This is a genomic window from Robinsoniella sp. (assembly GCF_034124845.1).
The window spans coordinates 1-17313 of the sequence record NZ_JAWYAJ010000447.1; the positions used below are offsets into that span (position 1 = coordinate 1).

General features: G+C 42.0%; 13 protein-coding genes, 1 other RNA gene and 1 other annotated feature. Of the genes, 1 reads left to right on the forward strand and 13 read right to left on the reverse strand.

All coding sequences use genetic code 11. The features are described 5' to 3' along the window. The 6 genes from ACH2DQ_RS22055 to ACH2DQ_RS22080 all read right to left on the reverse strand — a co-directional run. The coding region (locus tag ACH2DQ_RS22055; RefSeq protein WP_395028352.1) for a LamG-like jellyroll fold domain-containing protein at window positions 1-826 on the reverse strand (826 nt) is incomplete at its 3' end. A gap of 322 nt (window positions 827-1148) precedes the next feature. Continuing rightward, window positions 1149-2684: a DUF5605 domain-containing protein gene (locus ACH2DQ_RS22060; RefSeq protein ID WP_394914993.1), complete on the reverse strand. Its 1536-nt coding sequence runs from the start codon at window positions 2682-2684 to the stop codon at window positions 1149-1151. A gap of 155 nt (window positions 2685-2839) precedes the next feature. After that, entirely contained in the window at window positions 2840-3679 is an 840-nt protein-coding gene (locus ACH2DQ_RS22065) for a carbohydrate ABC transporter permease (protein ID WP_394914994.1), read from the reverse strand. 9 nt (window positions 3680-3688) lie between these two features. Next, window positions 3689-4561, reverse strand: a complete 873-nt coding sequence (locus tag ACH2DQ_RS22070; RefSeq protein ID WP_394914995.1) for a carbohydrate ABC transporter permease — start codon at window positions 4559-4561, stop codon at window positions 3689-3691. Window positions 4562-4628: 67 nt separating this feature from the next. Continuing rightward, window positions 4629-5960, reverse strand: coding sequence for an ABC transporter substrate-binding protein (locus ACH2DQ_RS22075; protein ID WP_394914996.1), 1332 nt, complete (start codon window positions 5958-5960; stop codon window positions 4629-4631). Between the two features lie 414 nt (window positions 5961-6374). Then, complete coding sequence (locus tag ACH2DQ_RS22080; RefSeq protein ID WP_394914997.1) at window positions 6375-7376, reverse strand: LacI family DNA-binding transcriptional regulator; 1002 nt, start codon at window positions 7374-7376, stop codon at window positions 6375-6377. A gap of 250 nt (window positions 7377-7626) precedes the next feature. Between ACH2DQ_RS22080 and ACH2DQ_RS22085 the strand changes: the two genes are divergently transcribed. After that, window positions 7627-8166, forward strand: coding sequence for a DUF6512 family protein (locus ACH2DQ_RS22085; protein ID WP_394914998.1), 540 nt, complete (start codon window positions 7627-7629; stop codon window positions 8164-8166). A 92-nt stretch (window positions 8167-8258) separates the two neighbouring features. Here the strand turns inward: ACH2DQ_RS22085 and ACH2DQ_RS22090 are convergent, their stop codons facing one another. From ACH2DQ_RS22090 to ssrS, 7 genes are all read right to left on the reverse strand, one after another. Further along, window positions 8259-8870: a histidine phosphatase family protein gene (locus ACH2DQ_RS22090; RefSeq protein ID WP_394914999.1), complete on the reverse strand. Its 612-nt coding sequence runs from the start codon at window positions 8868-8870 to the stop codon at window positions 8259-8261. A 1-nt stretch (window position 8871) separates the two neighbouring features. Beyond that, entirely contained in the window at window positions 8872-11289 is a 2418-nt protein-coding gene (gene pheT, locus ACH2DQ_RS22095) for a phenylalanine--tRNA ligase subunit beta (RefSeq protein WP_394915000.1), read from the reverse strand. Between the two features lie 29 nt (window positions 11290-11318). Further along, complete coding sequence (pheS, locus tag ACH2DQ_RS22100) at window positions 11319-12338, reverse strand: phenylalanine--tRNA ligase subunit alpha (protein WP_394915001.1); 1020 nt, start codon at window positions 12336-12338, stop codon at window positions 11319-11321. 220 nt (window positions 12339-12558) lie between these two features. Continuing rightward, window positions 12559-12784: a binding site (T-box leader), on the reverse strand. Between the two features lie 72 nt (window positions 12785-12856). Next, a complete protein-coding gene (locus ACH2DQ_RS22105) occupies window positions 12857-13693 on the reverse strand; it encodes a YihY/virulence factor BrkB family protein (protein WP_394915002.1) in 837 nt (278 codons plus the stop codon). A gap of 121 nt (window positions 13694-13814) precedes the next feature. Next, window positions 13815-15299, reverse strand: coding sequence for a SpoIID/LytB domain-containing protein (locus ACH2DQ_RS22110; RefSeq protein ID WP_394915003.1), 1485 nt, complete (start codon window positions 15297-15299; stop codon window positions 13815-13817). Window positions 15300-15490: 191 nt separating this feature from the next. Beyond that, the gene (locus ACH2DQ_RS22115) at window positions 15491-16552 is read right to left on the reverse strand and encodes an aldose epimerase family protein (protein ID WP_395028359.1); all 1062 of its coding nucleotides are present in this window, start codon (window positions 16550-16552) and stop codon (window positions 15491-15493) included. Window positions 16553-16738: 186 nt separating this feature from the next. After that, window positions 16739-16919: non-coding RNA, 6S RNA (ssrS, locus tag ACH2DQ_RS22120), on the reverse strand. Window positions 16920-17313 lie beyond the last annotated feature (394 nt).

Sequence of the window (17313 nt, forward strand, 5' to 3'; positions counted from 1 at the left end):
AAAGCTCTCCTGCAGAAGTCCCTCCATAATAAAGTTCCGCAATATCCTGATCCGATAATGCCTCAGCGTATATTCTCAGATCTTTTACTCTGCCGGCATAGAAGATATCTTTATAAGGTGACTTTCCTATGTAGGATACCAGATCTGAACCAAAATCAGATACCGTCACATTCAATGGATACGTTTTGTATTTTACTCCATTTAAATATCCTGTGATGTCATCCGGTGTGATTACCACCGAATAAAGCGCCCAGTCTGCACTGCTTACCGGTCCATCTGTGGGGGAACCTGTAGATCCCGGTCCAACTTCGGTAGTATAAGGTGCCGATGTATTAAAGGAATTTGTCATAACTGACTTCATTACGCCTTTGGGATTCATTGGATTTAGCAGGAAATACCTTGTGGGCATCTCCTTATTGGTACTGTTTGCTTCCGTTCCAAAATAAAAAGCGGCATAATTTCCCGCACCTGTTTTATTCTGCATCCACATAGAAACCGTCAGGGTCTCCTGACCATCAAACATGCCCCTGGGTAATTCCACATAGCCTGCACCGCTTCCGTATTTCCCGCCCGGAAAAACCAGTGCAGAATCTTCCGCCGTCAGTCTGTCCCCTTTGGCTGCAGCATCATGATTGCTGCCCGATACATCTTTAATTACAGTTCCGTCTGTTACATTTCCTGACAGCTCACGAAAATCATAATGAGCTAACATCTCAGGCTCTGAGTTTCCCCCTTCAGCGGCAAATGCTGCCGTGGGCACTCCCGCTGCCATAACACAAATCGCCAGTACCATGCTTAAAATTCGCTTTGTTTTTTTCCTCGCCATAAGACTCTCCCTTTTCCCTCTCATTTTTATGAAACATATATGCTCCAGCGTGTGTTTTAAAATTGCTATCATGAATTTACAAACACGCTCTAATACTATCATCCGCTTATCTTGAAATATACGGATTATTCTATGTTTTTTGTTGTTTTTTCTATCAGAAAAAGGGGTTTATCAATACCCCGGGATGATCGTCTCCATTAATTTTATAACCTTTCCGACCAAAAACAAGATAGCATCTGCCATCCATGGGGTATTTTTCTTCTGTTCTGGCAAAAAAGAGCACGACTTTGCGGTCATGCCCTTTTTCCAACTGGATCATTTATTAAATTCGTCTCAATCGTACTGCCATATATTCCTTGCCAGGCAGTTCCACTTTAAATTTCCCTGATGCCACACCCCTGTTTTCTATGGTCATCTCCCAGGTATCAATCACTTCCACTTCAAATCTGCTCTCATCATCAAAATAGAACTCCCGAAAAGCCGGACGGTTAAACCCATAATAGCACAAATAATAATCCTGTACCGTTTTGCCGGCTGCTACCGTAGATTCCACCGTTGCGCATATTTCATCCCATCCTCTTTGTATGGGCATCAGCCCCATCCCCGGAGTTTCTCTCAAGATATCCAATAGGAATTGAAACCTTTCCGGGCTGTCTCCATGAAGCTCACCTCCATGGGACCACCAGAGTATATCCTGGGGATGCATATAAGTTTCTCCATGACCCGCATATCCGCCCCGAAGAGAAGCCTCCCAAAATCTCCTGGTAAGCTCTTTTCCACTGATATTTCCCCATCCATGCTGTATATTTCCTTCATAGGCGATCTCATCCAGTACAATCGGTTTCCGATACCGCTCTCTCCATTCCGTCACCAGTTCCGCGGACTTATAAACATCCTGCCGCTGGATACTGCAATGGGTAATCCAGGGTCTGGAATGGTCGTAAAACGGTTTGCAGTTATGAATGGAACGCAGATGGGAATATGGGTCAAAGTCGCACAGGATTTTGGCATAGCGCTCCCAGTCCTCTATGGATTTCTGGGCCATCAGATCGTATTCATTCGCCAGGGACCACCACACATTGCGGTACGATGCAAAGCGGGCAATCACATATTTCCAATACAAATTATCACATTTTTCATCCATCATGCTGAATCCCCATCGATCATAAGGATGCATCACAATCAGATCTGCTTCAATTCCCAGATCACGCAGCTGTCCGATACACTTTTCTATATGCTGGAAATGTTCTGTATTAAAACGTTCAAAGTCCCAGTCATTGCCCTCTGCCGCTCCATTGTATTCCATAAAATTTTCTTTTGTCAGCACCGAGCTGTCACAAGGGGTGCCCATATAGGGATAAGACCTTGGTTCTGACAGGTTATAATCATAATGTTTTGGAAAAATGCAAAACCTTATCTTGTTAAATGCACTGTTCTTCAAGGTCTCCAGCGTTTTCTCCTGAAGCTCTTTCGACTGGAGTTCCCATACGTAACAGGTAGTTCCGATGGAGTAATAAGGCGTCCCGTCTTCATAAGCAAAATGATAAGTATTTGCCACATGCACAGGACCATGGTTATCCACGGATGGAGCCGTTACCATAAAGTCTCCTTTTAATGTTTCCCCGATAAAATTTCCTGTAATCTCAAATGTATAGTCTTCCTCAAAGGATGGCATAAACCGTACTTTGTAAATCCCATTTCCATCATAGAATCCATCTATGCTTTTTACCTCATTCTTACTTTGAAATACACCCCGGATCTGATAATCCACAAATGGATTCCCATCCTCCGGCCCCTCACAGGTAACCTCCAGTATATCCCACTTTTCAATTTTTTGCTCATAGCCTCGTAATTTCATGTCTATATCCTCGCTTTCCCGGCAGTCAGCTCATCCGTCTGCCACTTCCTGTTCATATTTCAGCAGTCCATAAAAGCCTGTTCGAGCATTTTCTTCTGCCTTATGAACGCTCCACTACCTGTGGAATCCGCTTTCTATACCTTCCTGTTAATACATCAAGATTTCACTGCCCCAGCCATACCTTCTACAAAATAACGCTGGAATATCAGATAAACTGCCAGTACCGGAATGACGGATAAGAGTACGCCTGCACAGAGATATCCATAATCCGTACCATGTTCTCCAACAAAAGTCATAATTCCCACCGGCACCGTCTTCTTCATATTGTCGTTGATAATTACGCTTGCCAAAAGGTATTCATTCCAGGTAGCCAGAAAATCCGTAATTATCAAGGTCGCCACTGCCGGTTTTGCAATGGGAAGTAAAATCCGCCAGAACATCTGCCATCTTGTGCAGCCATCAATATAAGCCGCTTCATCAATATCCTTGGGAATCCCTTTAAAAAATCCTCTGAGTATCAAAATACCATAAGAAATACCAAAACCAACATATACATAAAATAATCCAAAATAAGAATTTAAAAGGTTCAATTTACTGTAAATAATATTGATGGGTACCAGTGCTGTCTGCATGGGAAGCATCATTCCCACCAGGAAAAATACGAACCATCCTGTTTTGTGTTTGATGTTCAGTCTGGTTAGTGCAAAAGCCGCCAGCGCTTCAATCACAATTCCGATGGGAACTTTCAGACCGGAAACGATCAGGTCGTTCTTCATATAAGTAAGCAGTCTTCCTTTGGTAATTGCGTTGGTGAAGTTATCCCAGGCAATTTCAGCCGGAACGCTGAACAGGCTGAGCCCGCTGTAGAAATCTTTTTTTCCTTTGATCGCTGTCAGAAGCAGGGTGAGCATAGGAACAATCCAGATCAGCGCCAGTATGGCCAATATGACATACAGGATTACTTTTTTTGATATTTTCATCTGTTTTCCGTCCATAACAGCCTCCTAATCTTCTTTCGCCGTAAATACAACATACGGCACAATTACAACCAGCATGATGATAACCATAATACATGCCACCGTGGTTCCCATGCCCACATTATTGTACTGAAATGTCTGGGAATACATATAGGTGGACAGCATCTGGGTGGAGTTATTTGGTCCGCCGCCGGTTAGCCCCTGCACCACATCAAATACCTTCATGGCTGCCACTACCAGAGTTGCTATGACGATTACAAATGTCTCCTTTAAGAGAGGAACGGTAATAAAGAAAAACTTCTTAATACCGGATGCGCCGTCAATCGTAGCTGCTTCCAGCACATCCACAGAAACCGCCTGAAGTCCTGCAAGGAACAAAATCATAGGCTGTCCGATCGCCTGCCATAAAGAAGCTGCAAATATGGCATATAAGCTTACATTCGGATCAGAGATCCAGCTCTGTGAAAAGTTAATGCCCAGCGCCTGACAGAATTGGTTAATGAACCCAATATTCGGATTATAAATCCATCTCCAGATAATAGACACTGCAATTGGAGCAATGACACAGGGGAAATAGAAGAATCCACGAAAAAATGTGCGCCCTTTAAATTTCTTATTCAATATGACCGCAAATGCCAGCGCCACAGTCATCGTGACGAAAACAGTCAGCACAATCCATATTAAATTATTTTTAATTGCGGTTATAAAAATCGGGTCATTGGTAAATAGCTGTATGTAATTTTTTGCCCCAACAAATTCCATATCGCCAATTCCATTCCATTTGAACAGGCTGATAAAAAAGGAATAACACACAGGTGCAACGATTACCGAGAGATAAATAATTCCAGCCGGAATCATAAATGCATATGCACCCCAGTCAATTTTAGTTTTTTTCTTCATGGTCTCACTCCAATCTATTGTGATCCGGCGGGCTGCCCGCCCGCCGCTACCGATTCAGGGAATTTATTTACTTATTGTTGTAAGCATCAATTGCTTCCTGAATCTTCTTTGCTCCATCTTCCGGAGTGGTCTGTCCGTTGGCTATTCCATCCTGTACATCAAACAGAGCATCTGCGATCTCTGTTGGGAATGCCTGGTCGGTAATGGTAAAGGTGCCGTTCTTTTCTGCTGTTTCCAGCATTTCCGGAACATTTGGCTGACCCTCAGGCATTTCTGCATCTGCTTTTGGAAGGGGCAGATTATAGTACTCTGCATACTTTTCTGTATTTTCTTTGCTATAATAATAATCCATAAACTCCATACATGCATTTAACTGAGCATCTGTATTATCTGCATTAAACTGTGTCATTTCCACAAAAGCGGATAATCGGTTTGTACCACCTGAGGGGAATGGGAATGTTCCGTATAAATTAATGTCCTGTTCCTCCTGCACGATTTTACCGTCATACCACTGTCCCTGAATATCCATTGCTGCTGTTCCGGAGAATACTGCCATCTGCGTATCGTTGGGGTCTGCCGTAACAAATCCATCCGGGAAATATCCCTTGTCACAGAATTCCTTAAATTTTGTAAGTGCCTGTACCGTAGCATCATTGTCATAGCTGGTTTCAAAGGTATTCATCTTATCATGTTCCTCAGCTCCTGCGTAATGCTCAATCAAAAGTTCTACAAAACGCATAACATGCCATCCGTTCAGGCCTGCAGTAGAAATCGGTGTGATCCCATTTTCTTTTAACGTTGCACATGCCTGCTCAAATTCTTCAAAAGTAGTGGGCACTGCAATATTATATTGTTCAAAAATATCTTTCCGGTAATATACATCAAGCACATTATAGCTGGTTGGATATCCGGAAAGCTGCCCGCCCAGTTCACAAAGTGTCAATGCTCCCTCGCTGAACGTCTCATTCCATTTATGTTCCTTTGCATATTCGGTCAGATCATAGGTAAGTCCGTTTTCCGCATAGAAGCCGCCTAAGCTACCGCCCCAGTTAAACCACATATTCGGAAGCGTTTTTGAAGAAGCAGCAACCTTACATGCATCTTTGATTCCGTCCGTATCGTAATAAGCAACGGTAACCTTCATATCCTCATGCGCCGCATTAAACTCTTCAACGATAGGATCTACTGCATTCTGCCTGGTATTTAAAGTCCAAAATGTTACTTCTGTGGAATCTCCAGAAGATGCGCCATCCTGCTTAGCTTCACTTCCTTTTGCAGTTACCGCTTCTGTCTTTGCATCCGTTCCCGAACCGCCGCCAGATCCCTGACATCCGCTTAAAAATGTTGTTGCCAGCATAGCCGATACCAATAATAACGATGTGATCTTCTTACTCTTCATAATGAAATCCTCCTGAATAAAATAATTTTTTTGAATCATTTAAATCGTTATTTAAACATTCAAGTCCGTTTGCGTTATCTCTTAAATTTATTTAAATTTGATTTAAACTAATATTACCATGTTATTTAAATAAATTCAAGTACATTATCGTTATTCTGTACATTTTAACAATATTGCATCTCCATTATTATGCATATTTCACATTAAATATTAGTATAAGTACTTGTGTCATATAAATTCACATAAATATTTATATAAAACTACAATAAATGCCCTTAAACTAATTTTCCATATCATTTAAATAAATCACTTTTCTGATACTCCCCTTTCACCATGATCTTTTCCACAAAAAACAGCCGGGGTTTCCCCCGGCCGTTTACAATCTACCATACTTTACCTTAAACTTTATTTTTATTACCTGTCACAAACACTATCCCGTTCAATAAACTTCGTGCAGACCTGAATCTTCGTATTAACCTGATCATCATCTTTTTTTATCATGTCAATTACCCGGCGAACCGCAAGTTTTCCCATCTCCTGTTTGGGCACGCGAAGGGTAGTGAGTGCCGGTGAAGATATCTCGCTGAAAGGAAGGTCATCAAAACCAACCAGAGAAACATCCTCCGGAACCCGGTATCCCATTTCCTGAAGCGCTTTCATGGCACCAAGTGCAATCATATCGTTATCCGCAAAATATGCAGTAGGTAATTTTACTTTCTTCTGCAGGTACTTTAGCATTTCCTGATATGCACCGTTTAAGGTAGTGGGAAGAGTCACCGTATATTCATTTTTCACCGGAAGGTTCGCTTTCTGCATTGCCGTACCATAGCCCACCGCCCTGGAACGAAACGCCTTGATACGAAAACTCCCTCTGAGATAGCCGATTTCCTTATGCCCTTTTTGTATCAGGTATTCCACTGCTTTTCTGGAAGAATCCGCATTATTAATCAGCACTCCGTTAAAGGACATATCTCCAGCCCAGTAATCCAGCATTAAAAACGGACAGCCTGCACTCTTAAAAATTTTCACATCCTCTTCCATAAGCTCAGTGCCAAGCAGCACAATAGCCGAAGCGCTGTCGTTTATCATCCAATGCACCTGTTCTTCGTAGTCCTCATCCTTCTGATTCAAATGGCAGATAACCATTTCAAATCCCGACTCCCGGCATTCCTTCTCAAAACCGTCAATCAGCAATGAGAAAAACGGCGTATCATCGATGATCAAACCATTTTTTTTAAAGATGACAAATTTGATCTTGCGAATGCTGGATTCACTGATATACCCCATCTCTTTCGCAACACGGAAAATCTCCGCCGATGTCTGCGCATTCACACCCTTTTTATGATTCAGCGCATTTGAAATGGTAGCCGGCGAGAATCCTGTCTTCTCGCTAATACTCTTTATGCTCACCTTCATAACCGAATATACCCTTCCTTTCACACGATTTTATCGCATATAAACGTCTAATTAAATTATTTATATATTATTTTATCAAAATTTATATATAATTGCAATGGATTAATTCTAATCTTTTACATAATTTTTCTAATATCCCATACACTAATGAAAAAGACCAGCTACATTCATCAAATGAATACCGTTCCTTTCAAACGATTTATAAATGCAGTATTGCAGGCCAACCCTGCGGTATGCAGGAGGTATAACTATGAAATCCATTAAAAAACAATATTTTTACTATGAGCTTACCTTTGCTCTGCTGGCGATAGTTCTGGGGACTCTTTTCCACTTTATATATAAATGGAGCGGCTACCATTACCTCATCGCCTTTATTTCCCCTATAAACGAATCCACCTGGGAACACCTGAAGATGTTATTCTTCCCTTTTTTGTTTCTCACATTTATCGAATATTTTATGATCGGAAAGAATTTTTCTTCCTTTGTCACCGCCAAGACCATCGGCTGCTTTGCCGGACTGTTGTTTATCGTTGCATTTTTTTATACTTACACCGGTATTATCGGAACAAACTACCTGGCTATGGATATTCTGACCTTCATCCTGGGTGTTCTGGTCTGCTACTTTTTCAGCTGGTACTTAAGTGCATGCAAAAAAACAGGAAACCACACATCCAATATATTGTGTCTCTGTCTCCTGCTTCTGTTAGCATTTTTCTTCGCTGCATTTACGAACCATACTCCAAATATTAATTTATTTAAATCGATTCCTTCCGAAGTATTAAAAAATTAAACCATAAAATGCCTGTACCAGTTGGCGGCTTCGCAGTTGCGGATACAACCAAAAGCCCCTTCCAGTACAGGCATTTTCACCATTTTTCACACCTAATAGTATATTTTATTTTCTTCCAGCACTTCTGCCTTCCCATCCCGGCACTCCAGGATTGCGACACCACAATTTTTCGGAACCCCTCCATTCCAGAAATCCGACATTTCAAATGTACGCAAGCTGTTTAATAATCCACGCATGGCACCGCCATGAGTAGTAACCAGGATGGTTTTCTCCTGATACTCCTCACGATTTAAAATATCTTCCATAAATGCTTTTGTCCGTGCCCCAAGTGATCGGATGTCCTCACCCTGGGGTGGTGGCAGATACCTATCCGGCGCCAGGAAAAAGTTTGAAAAGTCCGGATCGGGAATCTCATAATACTCTTTGCTGCTGATCATGCCTTCAAAAACTCCAAAACTGATTTCGATGAGCCGCTCATCCCGCAATATTGGAATATTGCGATCTCCGATTACAATATCAGCTGTTTCCAAAGCCCGTGCCAGAGGACTGCTGATTGCCAGATCAAAAGGGACATCCCGCAATGCTTCTGCTGTAACCCTTGCCAATTCTCTTCCATTTTCGTTCAAAGAAATATCGGTCCGGCCCTGAAGACGTTTCTGGGTATTCCAGTCCGTCTCTCCGTGCCTCATAATGAAAATTTTCATATTACTGTCTCAGCTCGATTCCCATGGATTCCAAACCATTTAATATTTTCTTCATTGCTGCAGAAACTTCAGCTTCCTCCAGCGTTTTATCCTTTGCCCGGAATGTAATAGAGTAAGCAATGGATTTATATCCTTCTTTAATCTGAGAGCCTTCATAGATATCAAACAGCTGATAACTCTCTAATATTGTACCGCCTCTCTGAGCGATCATCGCCTCAATCTGGCCAGCCAGAATTTCTTTTGGCACAACCATACTAAGATCACGGTTCACTGCAGGGAATTTGGCAATTCCTTCGAATTTACGGTCAAAGGTGGACATCTCTACAATCAAAGGCATATCCAGCACTGCAACATAAGCACGATCCCCTATGTCATAATTATCCAGCACTTCCGGATGCACTTCACCCAGGTACCCTGCTACTTTTCCATTGTAGATAATATTTGCCTGGCGTCCGGGATGCAAAAATGGTTTGCCGGAATTTGGATCATAGGTTTCCTTCTCATGCAGTCCGATTTTCTCAAAGAACTCTTCAATCACACCCTTCATGGTATAGAAATCTCCCTCTCCATACATGCCAAGGGTAAACTGCATTCTTTCATCCGGAAGTTCCTTAAGCGGAAGCTCTGCGGGCAGATAAATATTTCCAAGTTCATATAAACGCACATTTTTATTTCTGTGGTTGTAATTAAATGCAAGGGATGTGAGCATACCATTCAAAGAAATGGTTCTCATGATACTGAAATCTTCCCCTAATGGATTAGAGATCGTGATTGCCTTGCGATATTCGGAATCTTCGGGTAAAAGCAGTTTGTCAAACACCTTGGGACTTTCGAAAGAATAAGTCATTCCCTGAGAGAAACCGCAGAATTCTGCAATGTCTCTTGCCACTTCTTCAATTCTCAGCTTAAATGGCAATTTTCCTGTGGTAGCTTCCCCTTTTGGAAGTGTCGTGGGTATGTTGTCATAACCATAGAATCTCGCCACTTCTTCAGCCAGATCCGCCATACGGAACAGATCATGGCGAAAAGTTGGTGCAATAATCTCGTTGGCAGCTTCATCATATTTAAGTCCAATTTTTTCAAAATATCCCAGCATATCTTCTTTGGAAATATCGGTACCCAGCAGTGCATTTATCTTTTCCGGTTCAAATCCGATGCGAACCGGATTTTTCTTTTTGCCGTACACATCGGTCATTCCGCCTACCACTTCTCCTGCTCCCAGCTCTTCCACCAGCTGGCATGCACGGTCTATTGCAGCCTGGGCATTATTGGGGTCCAGTCCTTTTTCAAATTTACCGGATGCATCTGTACGCAGCCCTACTTTCTTACTGGAAAGTCTGATATTCGTTCCATCGAAGCATGCAGCTTCAAATAACATCGTTTTTACATTGTCGGTAATCATAGAATTTTCACCACCCATGATTCCGGCAATACCAACTGCTTTTTCTCCATCACAGATCATCAGAACGGACTCATCCATAGTTCTTTCCTGACCATCCAGAGTAACAAATTTTTCACCTGCATTTGCACGTCTCACTATAATTTCATGATTGGCAATCGTGTCATAGTCATAAGCATGCATAGGCTGGCCGTATTCTTCCATAACATAGTTGGTAATATCTACAATGTTGTTAATTGGACGTATGCCGTTTGCTGCAAGGCGCCTCTGCATCCACACGGGTGAAGGAGCAATTTTGATATTTTTAACCACTCTTGCACAGTACCGCGGGCAAAGCTCCGAATCCTTTACCGTAACTTTAATATAATCATTTACATCTTCGTCATTTCCCGTTTCTGCTACAACCGGAGGTACAAACTTTTTATTAAAAGTAGCCGCCGCTTCTCTGGCGATACCGATTACGCTATAGCAGTCCACACGATTGGAAGTAATCTCATATTCAAATACAACATCGTCTAAATCCAGCGCATGTATGGCACTTTCCCCTACTTTAGCATCTGCCGGAAAAATGTAAATACCATACTCCGGTGATTCCGGGTACATCTCTCTTGTTGATCCCAGTTCTTCAATGGAGCACATCATACCGCATGACTCAATTCCGCGCAGCTTACCTTTTTTAATCTTTACTCCGCCTTTTGTCTTCTTGCCGTCATGTCCGCCCGCTACACGTCCGCCGTCAAGTACAACCGGAATTTTATCCCCTTCTTTTACATTTGGAGCACCTGTTACAATCTGTACGGTTTCCGTGCCTACATTTACCTGGCAGATAATCAGCTTATCCGCATCCGGATGTCTCTCAATAGACTCAATTTGTCCGATTATAATTTTTTCCAGGTCTTCATCCAGTCTCTCAAATCCCTCTACCTTGGTGCCTGACAAAGTCATCGCATCCGTATATTCCTGTGCATCCGCTTCCAGATCCGGAACGTATGCTTTAATCCATGATAATGATGTATTCATTCTGTTTTCCTCTCTTTACTTAATTTCCATTAGAATTGTTTTAAGAAACGAATATCGTTTTCATACAGTAATCTCATATCGTCAATCTCATATTTCAAAAGTGCAATACGCTCGAGTCCCACACCAAATGCAAAACCGCTGTAAACCTGCGGATCGATTCCGCACATTTCCAGAACATGAGGATGCACCATACCGCAGCCCAGAATTTCAATCCAGCCTGATCCTTTACAGAAACGGCAGCCTTCGCCACCACACTTAAAACAAGTCACATCCACTTCGGCACTTGGCTCAGTAAATGGGAAATGATGAGGACGGAATTTTGTCTTCGTCTCCGGTCCGAACAATTCTTTTGCAAACTCTTCCAGAGTCCCTTTTAAATCTGCAAATGTTATATTCTTATCAATTACCAAACCTTCGATCTGATGGAAAGACGGGGAATGTGTGGCATCCACTTCATCTGACCGAAATACTCTTCCCGGCGCAATCATACGGATCGGAAGTTTCCCCTGTTCCATGACACGTGCCTGTACCGGTGATGTCTGTGTTCTTAAAACAATGTCTTTATTCACATAAAAAGTATCCTGCTCATCCTTAGCCGGATGATTCGCAGGGATATTTAATTTTTCAAAATTGTAGAGATCATATTCTACCTCAGGTCCTTCCACCACTTCATAGCCCATACCTACAAAGATACGCTCTACTTCTTCCAAAGCAATGGTGTTCGGATGACGATGACCTACATTATTCTTCTTAGCCGGAAGCGTAACGTCAATTACTTCACTCTTTAATTTCTCTTCCCGAACCTTAGCCTCTAACTTCTTCTTTGTCTCTTCTAAAAATGTTTCAATAGCAGCTCTGGTGTCATTCACCATCTGGCCCACTAACGGACGCTCCTCCGGTGTGACATCTTTCATCCCTTTTAAAACCGCTGTTAACTGTCCCTTTTTACCCAAAAATGCTACACGGACATCATTTAATTTATCCAGTGCTTCGGAATTTTGGATCTGACTCAGTGCTTCTTCTTTGATGGCTTGCAATTTGTCTTTCATTATATTTCTCCTTTTTTATTTGATCTGATTCTTGGGTGGATGAAGTGTGTGCCTGGCTGCCGCATGTCCGGCGTGCCCACCTCGCCTGGCGGCTCGGTCGCGGGCTTCGCCCTATGCCAAAAGCTCCTTGCGCAAATCGCTCTGCAAGCAGGCTATTTGCTCCAGGGGCTTTTGGCGCACGCCTCATTGATTCGCGCAAAAAAAGCCTCATCCCTCTGGTGTAAGGGACGAAGCTTGGAGTTCCGTGGTACCACCCTAATTCCTGCTGCTGCAGGCTCTTAATTAGTATGCTTAACGCGCATGGTCGGCATTTCCTACTGTGATTTCAAAAATGCAGCTCCGGTGGGAAATTCGAATTTATCATCTGAACTTAAGGATGCTTCCAGCCGATGGCTTCCTCTCTCTGTAAGAAAATGATCTTCTACTGACACCTTCATCGCTTTTTATTATTTGTTAATATCATTTTTTAAAGTCTGTTGCCTGTTTCCTATTTCTATGACCTATTTTATCATATTTACTTAATCTGTCAAGTCAAAACTCGAACTATCTTCCAGATAGCAATTTATTTCAGCTCCAATAAAGATAAACCACATGCAGAAATACAGCCAAAGCATTACCATGACAGCCGATGTCAAGCTTCCGTAGATGGAAGACATTCGTTTTGCCATTTCAAAATAGATAGAAAATCCATAGGAAAATATGGACCAGGCAAGTGCCGTAAACAACCCTCCCGGCAACAGGTTGGCAAATCTGTCCTTTCTGTTTGGCAGCAGCTTATACATCGCCATAAACAACAGTGTGAGCAGCGTAATCGTGGCAATGGTTCTGACACTGATAATAAAACCGGAAAATTCTTTTAGAAGTGGAACATATCTGATAATTAGATCATGTATCTGATTTCCAAACACCAACAGCAGCATTGCCGCAACGATGGAAACCAGAAAGAGTACTGTATAGAAAGCAGATCGCAGACGCATGTAAATATAGTTTCTGGTCTCACGAATTCCCTGGACGGAGTTCAAACCATTTGTAACTGCCATAACGCCTCTTCCCGCCGCCCATACGGCAGCGATAGCCGTTCCTGACAACAGTGCGGTAGAACCGGTATATACACCGCCCACCAGTCCTTCCAGAACCTCCCGGAAGGATGCAGGCAAGACCCCCATTACCATATCCACTACATCGGCTGGCGTAAGGGGGGTATACTTAAGCAGCGTCAGCAGCAACATAATAAAGGGAATAAAACTCATGATTACATAAAAAGCAGACTGTGCAGAATAAGCATCCACACGGTCCCGCTTGGCTTTCCTCAAAAAATTCAAGATAAATCTGATGATCATACAAATAGCTTTCATAATACCCCTCTGACTTTTTTATGTGAACCAATCATAGCACGTTTTTGATCTCACTGCAAGCCCAGAGCTTATTTGAAAAATCATTCCCACCAGATGCACGCTTGGGGAAATATAAAACATTTTATCCTATCTGTACATCACCATAAAAATATTTTAATATTTCTTCGTATCCCATTCCTGCATCTGCCATATGCCTTGCTCCGTTTTGGCTCATTCCTTTTCCGTGTCCGTATCCGCCGCCGGTAAGCGTATAGCTAACCAATACATCATTTTCATAATTTGGAGTCAGATAGAAAAATGCACTTGGCAGAAGAGACATCCCCGCAGCTTCGCTTCCATCTTGTTCTACTACTGCAATATTCACCGGAGACAGCAGTTTACGAACCGTATATTCTCCCTCTACGGAAATGCTCTGATTCTCTCCCTGCAGGGTAAATTTTGCAATGGCACCATTTGTTTCCCGGGCGTCAATACTTAAAGCTGTCACATTTCCTGTGCCCGGCTGCCATGCATTTGCCAGTCTTGTCAACTCATCAATTGTAAATACAGCCTTCCACCGATACCAGGGCTCACTGGCTTCATATGCAGTGTGGTTATCTGTGGTCATAAATGAGGCAAAAACCGTTTCCTGTGAGAGATCCTGGCTAAGATTTACTCCGCAGGAAGTTGAATAGTATAGCGCATCCACAATTTCCCCGTTGGAACGCATCACCTGACCCGCAGTGGCATTTACGGCCTCGCTGGCACGTTCATCCCTCTTCTGATTGTTATAGACCTGATAGGAGACACTATCGTCAACATGTACATTAAATTCCGCTCCACGTCCATTGTGCATCTGTTTGATGGCATAACTTCTGGCACACACCGCCTGCACTTTCAGAGATTCCAACGGATAAGCTGCCGGCATCTCACTGGGCACCACAGAACAGAGATACGTTTCAAGAGGCAGCTCATTAATAACCAGAAGACCGGCATCTCTTTTAACAATTTCAAAATTCCCCAGATACGAAGGATTCTCATAACCTCTTTTCAGCCCGGGCAATGTAATCTCACCTTTTCCATCCTTAGGCTGGATACGCAATATCCCGTCATTTAAATAGGGACTGTCAGCTGTCAGGGTCAGCGCCTCTGCAGCACCATGCTCTTCTGTTGTCTCTCCATACTGCAGCACATAATCTGTACTGCATTGAAGCGTCACGCTGCTATGGTACTCATCTGCATAATCATCCGTCTTGATAAGCACACGTATAAGGGGATTTTCCACATCTGATGCCTGGGTATCTCCGGAGGATGTTTCTTCATTTTTCGTTTCTTCATTTTTCGTTTTTTCTCCCTGTTGTTTCTCTTCCTGCGCCTCTTTCTGCTCTTCTATGCTTTCTTGATCATTCACGCTTTCTTTTCCGTCGGATTTCTTTTTATCCGTTTTTGAGACTTTATCTTCCTGGGTTTCTTTTTGTACTGCCAGATCAGTCTGAATTGTCTCCTGCAATTTATTCAGGATATCATCACCCTTTTTTTTATAAGTGTCATAAAAACACAGCAGTAAAAAAGCCATAATACAGCCGCTTAATATTAAAATTTTTCCAAAGGTATTGTCATCCTTCATTCTTTGCTCCTGTTTTCTCTTCATTTATATACTAGTATATCCAAAAACAGGAGAAAAAGAACGCAAAATTAGGACATAGTGTTTTTTTAACGGAAAAACAAAAATCCGGCATTTTTCATCTCCCGGAAATACATTGCATATCCAATGTATCTGCCAAAGTTTCAAAATACCGGAACTTACCATTTTCTGGATTACTTACATTCAAAGCCAAACTTATAAACCGTTGTCGTATCATAAACTTCGCCCGCTTTTAAAATGGAAGAAGGAAAGTTATCATGATTCGGAGCATCCGGATAGAATTGGGTTTCCAGACATAAGCCGCTTCTCTTCTGATAAGGAATGCCGCCTTTTCCGATCTGGGTTTTCTCAATAAAGTTCCCTGTATAGAACTGTACACCTACACAATCCGTGTAAACTTCCATTGTTCTTTTAATTGCCGGGTCCGTCACTTTCGCTATTCTGCGCAGTTTTTCTTCACCATTTCGATTCAATACAAAATTATGGTCATATCCATGAGCCAGCTGAATCTGTTCGTATGTATCATCAATATCATCACCGATACGTTTTGTTTTTCTGAAATCCATAGGAGTACCTTCCACGTTTCTCAGTTCCCCAGTAGGAATAGACTCTGCATCAATTACGGTAAATGCATCCGCATCCATCCATAAAGTATGATCCAGGATCGTTCCTTTATCATGTCCGGCAAGATTAAAATAACTGTGATTTGTCATATTCGCTATGGTATCTGCATCAGAAACACCGGTATAGTGGATTTTGATTTCATTTTCATCTGTCAGTGTATAAGAAACCGATACATCAAAGTTTCCGGGTAATCCTTCATCGCCATCCGGACTGTGATGTGTAAATCTCACGGCAGCTTCATCCTCCAGAAGTTCCATATCCCAGATTACCTTATCAAATCCCCTGGTACCGCTGTGAAGGCTGTTCTCGTTTTCATTCTGCTCCATCTGATATTCCACACCGTTAATAGTCACTTTAGCTTTGCCGATACGATTGCCGTTTCTTCCAATAACTGCTCCAAAGAAACCGCCGTTTGCTACGTAGTCCGTTACATCCTCATATCCTAAAATCACATCTTCAATATGCCCCTTTTCATCCGGCACTGTTGCAGACACCAGTGTAGCTCCATAATTTGTCACTTCAATTCCCATACCGTTTTTATTCATGATGGTAACAATTTTGGCTTCCTGGCCATCTCCTGTTTTCCCAAATAAACTCGTCATCATCCCCATATTTTTTGTCCTCTCCTTATAGTTTTATATACTTTTTATACGATGCCACTATTATACACCCAGTCCAAAAAGCTTACAACTTGTTTTTCCACATTTTTCAAAATGGAACTTCAAAAAACAATTCCGGAAATCCCTTTATAAATAACGCAAAAAAGAACATCTGCTAAGCAAATGTTCTTTTTTATTGTAAGCCCCAAAGTGCCGTTTCCTATCTTTTGACTCCTAGCAAAGCTAGGTGGGTAACCGCAACTGCGCCATCTGTCTTCCACTGCAAACGGTGGCCTGACATCCTTCACAGCAATGTAGGAATCCCATAAAAGTACATGTAGGTTCAAAATGATAGGATTGTCGAACACCCCAGGTAACTTAAGATATATAACTTTATATCAATATTATACTCTAGTATTCATCTAATTTCAATATATAATTCAAGAAAGAATGATTTACCAGAAATTATGAATTTTTACACAAATACCGTTCTCAATTATCGCACCTTTATTTTTAGATGTCAAGCAATAACTATCTATTTCCCTTATTTTATACTTATTTTATTATTGTTCACACTCTTCAGATGCTCACCATAACGCATCTGCCCATTAAAATCACTTCGTCGAGGGGCAGATGCCCGAACGATGTCGCTTTACTCGCTCACATTTTAAAAATTTTACTATTTTTCTTTTCCAATTTATGATATGATAAAGAATGGATTTTAATTCTTTATCACATTAGAGCGTGTTATCAAATTCATTTTGAGCAGCTGT

What these genes read in the sequence shown, in the direction of transcription:
- pheT (WP_394915000.1), bottom strand. Translation starts at nt 11,289, where the DNA reads ATGAATACATCATTATCATGGATTAAAGCATACGTTCCGGATCTGGAA.
- ACH2DQ_RS22085 (WP_394914998.1), top strand. Translation starts at nt 7,627, where the DNA reads ATGAAATCCATTAAAAAACAATATTTTTACTATGAGCTTACCTTTGCT.
- ACH2DQ_RS22060 (WP_394914993.1), bottom strand. Translation starts at nt 2,684, where the DNA reads ATGAAATTACGAGGCTATGAGCAAAAAATTGAAAAGTGGGATATACTG.
- pheS (WP_394915001.1), bottom strand. Translation starts at nt 12,338, where the DNA reads ATGAAAGACAAATTGCAAGCCATCAAAGAAGAAGCACTGAGTCAGATC.
- ACH2DQ_RS22070 (WP_394914995.1), bottom strand. Translation starts at nt 4,561, where the DNA reads ATGAAGAAAAAAACTAAAATTGACTGGGGTGCATATGCATTTATGATT.
- ACH2DQ_RS22090 (WP_394914999.1), bottom strand. Translation starts at nt 8,870, where the DNA reads ATGAAAATTTTCATTATGAGGCACGGAGAGACGGACTGGAATACCCAG.
- ACH2DQ_RS22065 (WP_394914994.1), bottom strand. Translation starts at nt 3,679, where the DNA reads ATGGACGGAAAACAGATGAAAATATCAAAAAAAGTAATCCTGTATGTC.
- ACH2DQ_RS22105 (WP_394915002.1), bottom strand. Translation starts at nt 13,693, where the DNA reads ATGAAAGCTATTTGTATGATCATCAGATTTATCTTGAATTTTTTGAGG.
- ACH2DQ_RS22110 (WP_394915003.1), bottom strand. Translation starts at nt 15,299, where the DNA reads ATGAAGGATGACAATACCTTTGGAAAAATTTTAATATTAAGCGGCTGT.
- ACH2DQ_RS22075 (WP_394914996.1), bottom strand. Translation starts at nt 5,960, where the DNA reads ATGAAGAGTAAGAAGATCACATCGTTATTATTGGTATCGGCTATGCTG.
- ACH2DQ_RS22080 (WP_394914997.1), bottom strand. Translation starts at nt 7,376, where the DNA reads ATGAAGGTGAGCATAAAGAGTATTAGCGAGAAGACAGGATTCTCGCCG.
- ACH2DQ_RS22115 (WP_395028359.1), bottom strand. Translation starts at nt 16,552, where the DNA reads ATGGGGATGATGACGAGTTTATTTGGGAAAACAGGAGATGGCCAGGAA.